The following is a 12,979-nucleotide window of genomic DNA, read 5'->3' as shown; positions in this document are numbered from 1 at the left end:
TAGTATTCTGGCATTTTGAGCGATCGCACCATATAAACGCCTTTTTTAAAAAGTCACCAAACTTCCATTGCATAATCTGGGGTAAAATACCGCCTTACAGCCTTTGAGATGATTATCCCGATTTTATATGCGTCTATTCCGAGAAAAAGAATGCTTATTTAGCCTACTGGTAATATCTCTAGTTTTATGGCTGATATTTTTGGGAAATTCCCCTTTACGAGATTGGGATGAAGGTACTGTGGCACAGGTTGCCCGTGAAATTTGGCGTGCCCCACTTGGTTCAATGCGTTGGCTTTTCCCCACCTTGGGAGGTGAACCTTATCATAATAAGCCACCCCTGATGCACTTACTAATTGCCTGGAGTTACTCCATCGGAGGGGTGAATGAGTGGACAACACGTTTACCGGGTGCAGTGTTAACTGCCTTGGGAGTGCCTTTACTGTTCTTGGTGGGATGTTTGCTGTTTAAACAAAGTTTACCAGCTCTGTTTGCCGCTTTAGTTTACCTGACGATGTTGCCTGTGGTGCGTCACGGACGGTTAGCAATGCTAGATGGTGCAACTATTACCTTTTTTTTGCTGTTGTTGTTTTGTTTGTTAAAAGCGCGTCAAAATCGTCTGTATGCTCTCGGTGTGGGATTTTGTCTAGGGTTAATCACTCTCACTAAAGGGATGATGGTTTTGCCGCTAGGAGCGATCGCTCTTTTATTTCTCATTGCAGATCGGCAGTTTGCTTTGTTAACCAGCCCCTATTTATTAGTAGGACTGTTTTTAGGAAATATACCTGCGATCGCTTGGTTTGCTGCTCAATGGCAATATTATGGGGGAAATTTCTTCCAAGTTAACTTTCAAGCACAAACTTTTGCTCGCCTTACACAATCTGTTGAAGGTCATAGTGGCCCTCCCTGGTACTATTTAATTGAGATAATTAAGTATAGTTGTCCTTGGTTATTGTTCTTGCCTGGAGGTTTTTATCTAGCTTGGAAAAAACGTCAAACAACCTGGGGTCTCCTAGTAATTATTGGCACAATTGTTTATTTATTAACTATCTCTTTAATGAGAACTAAGCTGCCGTGGTATGTTATGCCTGTATATCCCTTTTTAGCTTTAGCAATTGGTGCTAAACTTAGCGAAATTTGGCAGGATGACCATTTTAAAGGACGAAGTTTGACAATATTTCTGGCTATTATTTCTATTGCTGGTTTAGGAGGTTGTGTTTACTTTTTTATTAAAAAAGAACCTATTTTAATAGTCATGAGTATTGTTTTAGCAATAAGTATGGGCATCGCAGCATGGCTAGTTAAACAGCGCGATCGCAACTTTATTCCAGTGTTATTTTCTGGGATGTACTTAGTTTTAGTACTGTTGATGAGTTCGCAATCATGGATTTGGGAATTAAATGAAGCTTTCCCAGTTAAACCAGTCGCGGACTTAATTCGAGCAAATGTTCCACCAGGAAAAGAAATTTACACTTCTTTTGCTTATAATCGTCCGAGCTTGGACTTTTATAGCGATCACAAGGTAACTGCTGCGACTGTGCCAATTTTACAACAAATGTTATCTAAGAAATCTTATTTGCTATTAGACGATGCGGCTTTACAGCAAATCGATTTAACTGGTAGTAAAATCATAGGAACAGCTAAAGGATTTACACTGATTTCACCATAAGTTAAACATCTGGATATCTTAGAAAGTAAAAGGCAAAGAGAAATTTGATTTCTTTACTACGAGCCTTCGTTCGTTACTTGAACTGTGAATTGACTAGATTGCGCTAGATAGATACCCGCTAAAACTACGGCAAAAGTTACCCAGTCAAACAAACCTACCTGTTCTGAAAAAATGAACCAAGCAAAAATCGAAGACAGGACTGGATTGAGAAGAAGGGTAACGGCGACGATGCCTGATGAGAGTCTGCTGAGACTATAAGTTATAAGTCCTTGACCCAACACTTGGCAGAAGAGAGCTTGAAAAATGATGAAAAACCACCCCATCCAAGAATAGGGAAATAATCTCTCTTCGATGAATGGGAGGATAGGCAAGAGAAACATTGTAGTCACACCACAACGCCAGAGCATTATAGTTGCGGTAGTAAATCGGGTTTGGAGTTGTTCTATCAGCAGCAAATAGGTGGCAATAAAAATCGCGGTTAAAAATGCTAGCGCATCACCAAGTATTTGGTCAGTTGCAAATTGCATCTTATGAAATTCAAAGGCGATCGCTCCTAAAAGCGCTATGACCATACCAATGACAAATCTGTTATCGAAGCGCCGACCTAATAACAAATACCCAGCCGCAGCAACAAATAAGGGGTTCAAATTAGACAGTAAAGCCACGTTAGCAACGCTAGTTTGACTTAGCGACCAAGCCCACAACAATAGGGAGGTAGTTGCAGCACTTCCCATTGCTAATAACAGCCACACGTCCTGTTTTGTAAAAGGCTTTTGTTCTATAGGTTGATGATCAGATTGTTGGCGGCGCAAAGCTTCAAATCCATTCCACAAACCAAAGACGACTGCGGCGATCCAACTGCGATGAAATCCCACAGCATTTGCACCAATTTCTTGTTGACACAATTTTGCCAGAGATGGTGCTAAAGATATGGGAATTAGGGCAACAAATAATGAGATAGCTCCTAATAAAGCTGGTGTTTCGGAGAATTGTTGCTTTAGTAATGACAGTTTTAGCGTCATACTTTTAACGAAAGTGTTAATTATAGTTTTGACAGATTCCTGCAACGGCAAATTAAGAGTAGCTTGGCTAGATATGGCTAAGTATAAACCCATTAAAACTACAGCAAAACCTACCCAATTTGAGAAAGTTAATTTTTCTGAAAATATTATAAGAGCGAAAATGCCACCAAATACTGGCTCTAATAGATGCACTAAGGAGACAACCACAGAGGAAAATCTGGCAAGGCTATAAGTCAAAAGCCCATGACCTAAAACTTGGCAAATCAAAGCTAGAGCAATGACCCAAAGCCACCCACTGACTGTAGAGGGGAAAACCTGATCTTGAGTGAACAAAAGTATGGGGAAGATGGCTAAAGCCGCGATCGCACAGATCCATAACTGGATTGTGGCGGGAGAAAATTTGGTTCGTAATTTTTCTACGATTAGCAGGTATGCACCCAAGAAAACCGCAGAAACGATCGCAGCAAACCCCCCTTGAACTTCGCCTGTAGCGATTTGCAGTTCCTCAAATTCAATGGCGATCGCTCCCCCAAGCGCGATGACCATCCCAATCAGGAATTGGCTCTCAAAACGCTCACGAAATAACAGCCACGCCCCTAAACTAGTAAATATTGGCGCGAGGTTATGCAACACGCTAGAAATCGCAACGCTAGTTTGAGTCAGCGACCAAGCCAAAAAGCCTAAAGTAGCAGCCCAAAGAATACCAGCACCTAAAAATAGCAGCAGATCCTGGCTGGTGTAGGTCTGCTGATCTACAGATTTGTCTGAAGAAAATCGTTGCCGTATTGCCTTGTATCCATGCCAGAGCAAGAAAACCACACTAGCCAGCCAAAAGCGATTAAATACAGTGGCATTCGGGCTAAGTTCCATTTCGCTCAATTTCATAAAAATAGAGCCAAAAGAAATTGCACCTACACCTACAAATAATGAAGCGATCGCTATCTTCGTTTGATTGGATACATTCATTCGCAAATTTAAATATATAGGATCAAACTCTCTAACCAACCCAACGCTCTTGGGCAAATCCTACAGCTATTTTGGCTAGTAATGTCACAAAAGCCCCTAATATTAAATATCCTTGGCGAGGATGGCGAGAGAGCAGCACACCAATGGCTATATTTAGAGGCACAATACCGTAGGCGAGACGACTCAAAGAGATAGTACCTCCAGAGGCTAGCAGCAAACCAATACCACAAAACCCGTAAATAACTGTCACTGGCGTTAGTTGCGTGTGTAAGCGCCACAACACATAGCCACCACCCAAGACCATGAACAAGTTAAGTAAGTTATTAATCCACTCTTCATTCGCCAGAATCAACAAAAATAAGACTAAAGCATAAAAACCATAGAATAATTTCAAAGACCTAAAACGTTGACGGAAACGCCATAAAAGATAGCTACTGGCAACAATTACGCTAAACAACAAGAGATACCAGGGGTCTTGAATTCCGCCAGATGGTTTTTGAATCCAACCATATTGCCAATTTTCTGTGCCAACTACAATTTGCATCAGCATATTTAACCAACCCTGCCAATCAAACCCCAGAGTTGGTCGCCATCCCTTCTGTGCTTCGATAAATGCTAAAGGGCTACCAAAATAAATCGCACAATACAAACTGAATAGAAGTATGCCAATAGCAGTAGCAAAACCAGCAATATAGGCAATGGCTGGTCGGCGTTCTTTCCAAGCTGCGATCGCAAATGCTGGAATTAGTGCCATACCTGTAGGACGTGTTGCTGTCGCCATTGCTCCCCAAAGAGCAGTCCAGCCATACTGTTTTTGATCAAATGCCCGCAAAGCCGCCGTACTCAAAAACAAATACAGCCCTTCTGTGTAAATCACCCCCGTAAACATGGAAGATGGATACAAAGAAACCACAGCAGTAGTCCACTGCGCTGCATTGATGTCATAATGCTCTTTGATCCAAAAGTACAAACAGTAAAGCGCTGCGAAAAATGCCAAGTTGTTGACTAACGTACCTGCTAATTCAAAGGGTAAGCCCAACTTCATAAAAACCCAAATGCTGATGGGAAACAGGGGAAAGAAGGCGAGATTATGTTGCTTGCCGTCATTCACAAATTCATATCCAGAAGTAGCGATCGCTCGGTAATGCATACTATCCCATCCATCAACAACCCCCCAGCCAAAATGTGGTACAAATTCTTCTGCTGGTAACGGTAGTTTTGGCGCAACCAGGAACATAACAGTCCAGATGAATATTCGGCTGGCAAGCCATATTGCTGCTGGAAACAGGAAATCATTTTTCCATAAAACTTTTTTTCTAACTATCTGAACTTTAACCATAAGCTTGAGTATTTCAAAAAACTCCTATATGCATCCTTCTACCTATAGCTGCAACACAGCAGTTTATAAGTAATATTCTGCATATTAAATCCTCCACCAACATAATTAGCAAACTGGACAAATTAGCAATTAATTGAAATTATTTCTTATTTGGTTACTTTTGGCAATTTTATCGGAATTTATCTTTAAAAACATAGTATTTATAAATACAAACCTTGTCTAGCTATATGTAAATTGAGCAACTTTAGTACTGTATGGCTAGCAGTCTATTGAGTTGAAATTAACGGATTAGGGCGTAGCAGCGAGGACAGAGGTAAATTTCCCTTCTTTGCGTCTCTACTCGCCGTCGCCAGTGTATCGATTATAGTGATTGCTGTTATTAAAGAGTCCTCAGCAATTTATAGTGGGAGTTGTCTGTAAATCCTTAAGCAATTGTGAAAGCGATTACTCTTGTTGGTTCCACGGGTTCTATTGGTACTCAGACTTTAGATATTGTCACTCAGTACCCAGATCAGTTTCGGATTGTGGGATTGGCAGCTGGGAACAATGTAGAGATGTTGGCTGCTCAAATTCGGCAGTTTCGACCGGAAATAGCAGCCATTTGCTCAGAAGATAAATTACCAGCGCTCAAAGAAGCACTCATTGACCTCGATCCCCAACCGATTTTACTGGCGGGTGAGGCCGGAGTGATAGAAGTCGCTCGCTACGGCGATGCTCAAACGGTTGTAACTGGTATCGTTGGTTGTGCTGGTTTGCTACCTACCATCGCAGCTATTGAAGCTGGTAAAGATATTGCCTTAGCGAACAAAGAAACCCTGATTGCTGGGGCCCCTGTGGTTCTACCCCTAGTTGAAAAACACGGTGTAAAATTACTCCCAGCCGATTCCGAACATTCCGCAATATTTCAATGTCTCCAAGGTGTACCAAAGGGAGGTTTGCGGAAAATTTTACTCACTGCATCTGGTGGGGCTTTCCGAGATTGGGATGTAGAGAAGTTAGCAGATGTAACTGTTGCTGATGCTCTCAAGCATCCTAATTGGTCGATGGGGCGGAAAATCACAGTAGACTCTGCTACTTTGATGAATAAAGGACTAGAAGTAATAGAGGCTCACTTTCTGTTTGGGTTGGATTATGACAATATCGAAATTGTCATTCATCCCCAGAGCATTATTCACTCGCTAATTGAACTGCAAGATACTTCAGTTTTAGCCCAACTCGGTTGGCCGGATATGCGCTTACCGTTACTGTATGCTCTATCTTGGCCGGAGCGCATCTACACCGATTGGGAACGGCTAGATTTAGTCAAAGCTGGAAATTTAACCTTCCGTGAACCAGATCACCAGAAGTATCCTTGTATGCAGTTAGCTTATGCTGTGGGTAAAGCAGGCGGTTCGATGCCAGCTGTGTTGAATGCCGCAAATGAGCAAGCTGTGGCTTTATTTTTATCAGAAAAAATTCGGTTTTTAGATATTCCCCGATGTATCGAATCGGTGTGCGATCGCCATCAAAATGATAACCGTGCTAATCCCTCTTTAGATGACATTTTGGCAGCAGATAAATGGGCAAGGCAAGAAGTTTTAACAGCGACTGAAAACTTAGAAACTCACTCGCGGATAATCTCTGTGCGATAAAAACCTTCAGTTCAGATTGGACTGGTGATTAAAAATTTATCCCTAGTACAACACGGCGGAAATAAACATACCATTTCAAATGGCGCAAAAGCTTAGAATAAAATTCTTTTGACTTTTGACTTTTAACTTCCGCCTTGCGGTACTAGCCGAACTACAAAAAACTAAGAAATTAAACTCTCTTGAAGATAGTCGTTGGCTTCCGGAGCAGCTATCATTTTTCTGTATATCTATAATTTATCCATCAATAAAAAGCAAAAATCTTTACAAAAACTTTGCAAAAAAAACGCCATCTAACAGAAATAATTATCTTATTTTTAGGTAAAATGTCCCCAGGCTAACTATCACAAAAAACTCCATTATACAGAATATTATAAATTAAGTCGGGCATCTTTTATACCAGTGATTGTTACCAAAACCAAAACTTACCTTTTCTGAATAAACTCACTCTCAGACAAGGACAATTCTTAAGGAATTAATATATATGATTGCTATGCTGATTGTAGCTTGGATGGTCTTTATAATATTGTGGAAGTTGTTGAAAACAACTGTGAGCAATGCATTGACTATTGCGGCAATCCTTGTTTTATTAAATATTGGTTTTGGCATTACTCCAAAAGATATTTGGCATTATGTAATCCAGTTTGCTCAAAACCTATCGCAGATCCAAACTGGCAAATGAAAATCTATACTTCACTTTTGCGAATAACAAGGTGAAGTATAAAATATTTGACGCTAGTCGTGTAACAGTTTCTGTGTTTTTTAAAACCTTTTTTGGTCAAACATTATTTAATGCTGAAATCTTGGCTAAGGCATCCTTAAAACTCGGCGGCAACTGACGCATAATCTTGCCTCTTTCGCGATCTAAAGCCACTAAAGTTACCTTGGCCGTGACGTACAATTGTTGTCCATCAGTTGAGACAATGGCATAATCCCAATTGATTCGGACACCAGTCACCTCAGCCATGCGCGTTTTTACCACAGCTGCCATTCCCAATTGAATTGAACGGTGATAGCGCACCGAGAGTTCTACAACTGGTAAATCGCAACCTATAGCGACTAAATCAGCAAATTCAATCCCTATAGATCGCAAGCATTCAATCCGCGCTTCTTCCATCCAAGCTAGATAAGAACCGTGCCAAACAACACCTGCATAATCCGTTTGGTGGGGTTGTACTCTAATAGGATATTCAAACCAACTCCCAAATTCATCAGTTGATGGATTGTCAAGGGCGCTGGTTGGTGGTAATTTTGGTTGGCTGGGTTTTTCTTGTGACATCTTCAAATTTCTCAGTACCTATAAATTTTCCAAATTATTGAATAGCATAAAAATTAATTGCGTTGCCGGACTTATTGATTTAATATTTACCTTCCGAGTATAGGGAGTGTTTTGTCATGCAGCCTAATCTCCGGTATGTTAGTTTTATAACTTTGACTTTACTTAGTTTACTAGGTTTTGGGATGGCATACCCAGACAATAAACAGGTAAGGACAAATGCAAAGTTGAGGTACGACTCTGGAGAAAAAGCTCAAGCTTTACCCAAGAATAATCAGCTCTCAGAAATTGCAAAGCTCAATGAAGAAGCTATCAAAGAATCTCGCCAAGGTCAATCAAAAGAAGCGTTGCAGAGACTACAAAAAGCATTAGCCATCAGCAGAGAACTTGGAGAGCGCTCTTGGGAAGCGGTAACGTTCAACAACATTGGCAGAATTTACCAAAGTCAAAGTAAGTATATTGAAGCACTTCAATCTTATCAGCAAGCCCTATTAATTAACAAAGAACTTGGGGATCTCGTTAAACTTGGCAAAACCTACAGTAACATAGGTTACTTATTCGATATCCAAAATCAACCAGAGCTAGCAATTTTTTTCTACAAGCATTGCTTGATTAATCGTGAGAAAGCTCGCTTGAAACCATCAGCGCTTAATGCGCCACAACCAAATGCTTACAGCATAACTGTTAGCCAGACATATCGCATTTTGGGTGAACGATTGCTCAAACAGGAACGTGTTGCTGAAGCACAAAGGACAATGGATTTACTCAAAGTTGAAGAACTAGAAGAATATCTCCAGGCTGTGCCAGGTAATCAACGTACTGTTAAAGGTATTAATATAGCGACAACAGAAAAACCAATTAAACAAAAGTTGGATCAAACCGTGGATAATGCTGTTGTGCTGGGTAAAGAACTGACAACACTACGGAAAATTTCCCCCAAAGAGCGATCGCTCCAACAAAAACAACGCATAGAGCAATTAGTCTTAAATCAACAGCAACTCCTGGATAAATTTAACGAATTTATCAATAGTCCTTTAGTGAAAGCGCAGATAGAGCAAATTAGCCGTACAGCTAGGCGGCAAAATTTGGATTTGGAGAGTCTCAACGAACTTCGGGATAATTTAGCGCGATTACCTCAAAAATCGGCACTGCTCTACCCACTGATTTTAAAAGATAGCTTGGAATTAGTACTGGTAACTCCTGAATCTCCACCAATTCATCGCACCGTTGCCGTAAAACGTGAAGACCTTTATCAAACAATTGCTGCTTTCCGCCAAGCTTTAATCAATCCCAGTCGAAATATCAAAGCACCTGCACGCCAATTGCATGACTGGTTAATTAAACCGATAGAAAAAGACTTGAAGCTATCAGGTACACAAACTCTGATTTACGCTCCAGATGACCAGTTACGCTACATTCCTTTAACTGCTTTATATGATGGCAAACAATGGCTAGTGCAGCGCTTGGCTGTCAATCACATTACATCTGCCAGCCTGACTAATTTAAATACCCCACAACAATCTACCTTGCGGGTTTTAGCAGGTGCTTTTACTAAAGGTAATTACCAAATCAAAGTTGGGAATCGACAGGTTGCTTTTGCTGGCTTACCCTTTGCAACACGGGAAGTGGAAAGTTTAGCAGCTACGGTTCCTGAAACTACGAAGCTTTTAAACGATGCCTTTAACCCCAGAGCCACTGTACCCCAAATGGATGATTATACAATTGTCCATTTAGCCACTCATGCAGCCTTTGTCGTAGGTAAACCAGAAGATTCCTTTATTTTATTTGGGAATGGCGATCGCGTTAATTTTAGAAATGTTGCCACTTGGTCACTTCCCAATGTGGATTTGGTAGTGTTGAGCGCCTGCGAAACCGGCTTGGGAGGTAAGCTAGGTAACGGTGAGGAGATTTTGGGCTTTGGATATCAGATGCAACAAACAGGCGCAAGAGCTGCGATCGCCTCTTTGTGGTCTGTGGATGATGGCGGTACACAAGCACTCATGAGTGCTTTTTATGGTATCCTTTTGACTGATAAGTTGACTAAAACTGAAGCTTTACAACAAGCTCAAGTTTCATTAATTACTGGGGACTGGAAGGTAAGAAGTCACAATGTACCCGTGGCAGCAGTTAGTGATTTTAGTCACCCGTACTACTGGGCATCCTTTATTTTGATTGGCAATGGACTTTAGGTGTTGACCTTTCCCCACCTTTGTCAAAGGATGCCTTTGTCAAGCTTCTGGCTGATGTGTCAACTAGAAAATTCATTAAAAATTCATAATTCATAATTGATAATTCATAATTGCATTATGTAATCAGACTTAGACCCAAGCGAAACTGGGTTATTTGCTTGATAGTTGCAGAATTTTTTAATTATGAATTATGAATTAGTAATTACTAATTATCTTGATTGTGATTACCATTGCCTGTTATCAACCTTCCAGTTAAAGGCTAAAAATCCGGCTCGTAAGGTTTTGACAGATGAAAAAATGTGCGATCAGCTTAACTATGAAGCAATCACGTAATGGTAATGGAGAATAGGTAAGAGCGATCGCTAATTAAGCCACTATTACCAATTACCAGTTACCAATAATCAATTTCTAATTTGCGATCGACCTTTAGAACCTTAATACTTCTTAGCAAGAGTTTTAGAGCCTGTATCAGTTTGCATAGATTGCTTGATAAGATCGGCCAGTTCGTCTAATTGGCTAATTGCCTCTGCACCCTCTAGCTTCATTAATTCGCGGTCATCCCGCATTTCCGTCCAAGTAATCCCGTAATCGGACACCAAAAACCGAATCAGGTGGTTATCACCCAAGCTAACCATAAACGATGCACTGTTCATTTGGTCGCCACAGGTGTAACAAGACGCAGGATAGCCGCGCCGCTCTAATACAACCGCCAAGGCTTGCAGGTTCATTACCAAGTCTTGGACGAATTGTCGATGTTGATGTGCTAGTCTCAGAAACACTTTTGTCCTCCAGACACCACAGTCATTTGAGTTTCTTTTATATTTTCTTTAGATTTTCTCACCCATTGGTATTGTAAACTATTCACTACAATTACCAGACAGATGATATTGAGTCGTTAATTGACTACCTTGTTTAGGGTAGTGGATCAGGATTTTGAGCGCCGTATCAAACTATTCAGTTTGCAAATGAAAAATCTCGGACAGAATTGTTAAATTTAACTATATCTTTATACACTTCTGTCAGGGTAGATTCTTGCAAGAAGGGATCCGCTTTAAGACTAACTTAAATCCAGCACTAGTCAACTACAGAAAAGCTACATATTTCGCTTTTATTAGCGACATGCAGCCCAAATGATTATTCTTAGAGACTATAACGTAGTTTTGCATCGTTATAGTCTATTTTGCTTAGATGTTTGCTTTGTTCTCTTTTTAACGTAGATTTTGGTATATACAAAAAATTAATTATACCAAATTTGCCCATTCTGTATATATAAAGCTACGGTGTACACACAAGTTGAGTTGGGAATCAAATAGACGGAAAAGAACGGGAAATTATTTTTAAAATCCTTGATTTTCCGTTACGGCTATATCAATAAGCTCACACTATTGATAATTAGCTTCATCAACTCAAAACTTTCCCTACTAAGACTTGTATCTTAATCAGGCAAGGATTTTAGGGCTTGTGTGTACACTGTAGGTATATATAAAGTTGGGCAGATGACAATGTAAATTCGATGAATAGTACTAAAAGCAGGTTAGTTCTAGTCCTTTATACAAACTTTACGTAATTAATAGAAAAGTTTGAGTGTAGAATCCACAATGGATAAACTCAACACTGACAATACCTAAACTCGGCAGAGCAATGTTGCCATTTAGGCAATATCTTCAACTATTTTGGGATTAACGACAAAAAGTTGTACTAACCAAAGCACAGAAATTTGCAAAGCCCCTTACCGTTAGTTTGGTTTTGCCAAAAAAAATGTATGTATAGTATATTTCGATTATTTATTCAAACTGAGTAATTATTTTTTATTAATCACCTGCGGCAAGCCTTCGGGGTGACGCTCGTTCTTTTCTAAGAGATGCTGGGCGTAGCTTGCTTCCCCGTAAGGGTACGTTAACGCTAATGCTAACAGCAGTCGCTTATAGGGTAAATCCCCAAGACTACTCCTAATAAGGGATGAGGTTAGACAATCGTGATATTTGTAGTACTATCAAATGGCAAATTTAGGGGCAAGGTGGCAAGTTGAGTGTTGTCAAAATAGAGTCCACCCGTTGCTGCGTCATAGGCAAAGCGACCAAAATCATTTGCGCCAATCCCAAATCCAGCCGCAGAGATTTGTATCTTGTCTCCCTGTTCACTTGAGAAATCTGTGATCGTATCGACTCCCTCTAATGGTGAACCAAAGGCGAAAATATCAGATCCTGCACCGCTAGTAATCGTGTCATTCCCCATTCCGGCATTAATGTAATCGTTGCCGTCACCAGTGATGATTGTCTTGTTATAGCTACCGTTACTATTGATGTTGATTAAGCTTTCATTTGTGCCTACAACTTGAGAATTTATCAAAGTACCCGTCAGGATATCAAGTGTGGTAGAAGTTAAACCATCTGTGCCTACAACTTGAGAATTTATCGAAGTTAAACCATCTGTGCCTACAACTTGAGAATTTATCGAAGTACCCGTCAGGATATCAAATGTGGTAGAAGTTAAACTTACCAGTGGAGTACTAAGCATGTTGTTGCTCAGACTGCTGATCAGCAAATCCATATCGTTGCTCCTTTGTACTATATTGGTTGACTATTGAGTGCAATCAAGGAGTACAGTTAGTATCTATTTGGAACTAAAGTCCAGTAGTTCTACTTGAAATCCAGACAACACTCAAGTTCAGGTGGAGGGAGACTGCAAATAAAGTAAATATCTGTGTTTTTAATTGCTCGTTATATTATGTAGATCTAGATAGTACTTTAGTATCTTTCTTCTTACCTTGTGCCTAAGTGTAGACAGGACATTAGATGATCTGTTTGAAGAGGTCTTTTACTTGTCCCTATATTAAAGATAAAGTTATTCGCTTAACAATACTTCTTTCTTAAGTACTATGAAATCTGAAATG

9 protein-coding genes are annotated in these 12,979 nt (G+C 40.2%); 4 read left to right on the top strand and 5 right to left on the bottom strand.

Annotated elements, in window-relative coordinates:
- Positions 1-127: 127 nt before the first annotated feature.
- A complete protein-coding gene (locus VB740_RS02990) occupies positions 128-1,666 on the top strand; it encodes a glycosyltransferase family 39 protein (RefSeq protein WP_323198594.1) in 1,539 nt (512 codons plus the stop codon).
- Positions 1,667-1,722: 56 nt separating this feature from the next.
- Here the strand turns inward: VB740_RS02990 and VB740_RS02985 are convergent, their stop codons facing one another.
- Together VB740_RS02985 and VB740_RS02980 are read right to left on the bottom strand one after the other, a co-directional pair.
- Entirely contained in the window at positions 1,723-3,654 is a 1,932-nt protein-coding gene (locus tag VB740_RS02985; protein WP_323198593.1) for a DMT family transporter, read from the bottom strand.
- Positions 3,655-3,685: 31 nt separating this feature from the next.
- A complete protein-coding gene (locus tag VB740_RS02980; protein ID WP_323198592.1) occupies positions 3,686-4,993 on the bottom strand; it encodes a mannosyltransferase family protein in 1,308 nt (435 codons plus the stop codon).
- A 434-nt stretch (positions 4,994-5,427) separates the two neighbouring features.
- On the opposite strand from VB740_RS02980, the gene dxr reads away from it, so the two are divergent.
- Positions 5,428-6,624 carry a 1-deoxy-D-xylulose-5-phosphate reductoisomerase gene (dxr, locus tag VB740_RS02975; RefSeq protein ID WP_323198591.1) on the top strand — a complete coding sequence of 399 codons (1,197 nt, stop codon included), beginning with the start codon at positions 5,428-5,430 and terminating at the stop codon, positions 6,622-6,624.
- A gap of 481 nt (positions 6,625-7,105) precedes the next feature.
- Entirely contained in the window at positions 7,106-7,303 is a 198-nt protein-coding gene (locus VB740_RS02970; RefSeq protein WP_323198590.1) for a hypothetical protein, read from the top strand.
- A gap of 96 nt (positions 7,304-7,399) precedes the next feature.
- Here the strand turns inward: VB740_RS02970 and VB740_RS02965 are convergent, their stop codons facing one another.
- Entirely contained in the window at positions 7,400-7,900 is a 501-nt protein-coding gene (locus tag VB740_RS02965; RefSeq protein WP_323198589.1) for a thioesterase family protein, read from the bottom strand.
- Between the two features lie 116 nt (positions 7,901-8,016).
- Here VB740_RS02965 and VB740_RS02960 point away from each other — a divergent pair, with 116 nt between their 5' ends.
- Positions 8,017-10,086: a CHAT domain-containing protein gene (locus VB740_RS02960; RefSeq protein WP_323198588.1), complete on the top strand. Its 2,070-nt coding sequence runs from the start codon at positions 8,017-8,019 to the stop codon at positions 10,084-10,086.
- Between the two features lie 434 nt (positions 10,087-10,520).
- Here the strand turns inward: VB740_RS02960 and VB740_RS02955 are convergent, their stop codons facing one another.
- Both VB740_RS02955 and VB740_RS02950 read right to left on the bottom strand, forming a co-directional pair.
- Positions 10,521-10,865, bottom strand: a complete 345-nt coding sequence (locus tag VB740_RS02955; RefSeq protein ID WP_323198587.1) for a DUF1815 family protein — start codon at positions 10,863-10,865, stop codon at positions 10,521-10,523.
- A gap of 1,186 nt (positions 10,866-12,051) precedes the next feature.
- Complete coding sequence (locus VB740_RS02950) at positions 12,052-12,636, bottom strand: hypothetical protein (RefSeq protein ID WP_323198586.1); 585 nt, start codon at positions 12,634-12,636, stop codon at positions 12,052-12,054.
- Between the last annotated feature and the right edge of the window lie 343 nt (positions 12,637-12,979).

This window comes from Nostoc sp. UHCC 0251 (assembly GCF_034932245.1).
GTDB lineage: Bacteria > Cyanobacteriota > Cyanobacteriia > Cyanobacteriales > Nostocaceae > Nostoc.
This window is presented reverse-complemented; position numbering and strand designations above follow the sequence as displayed.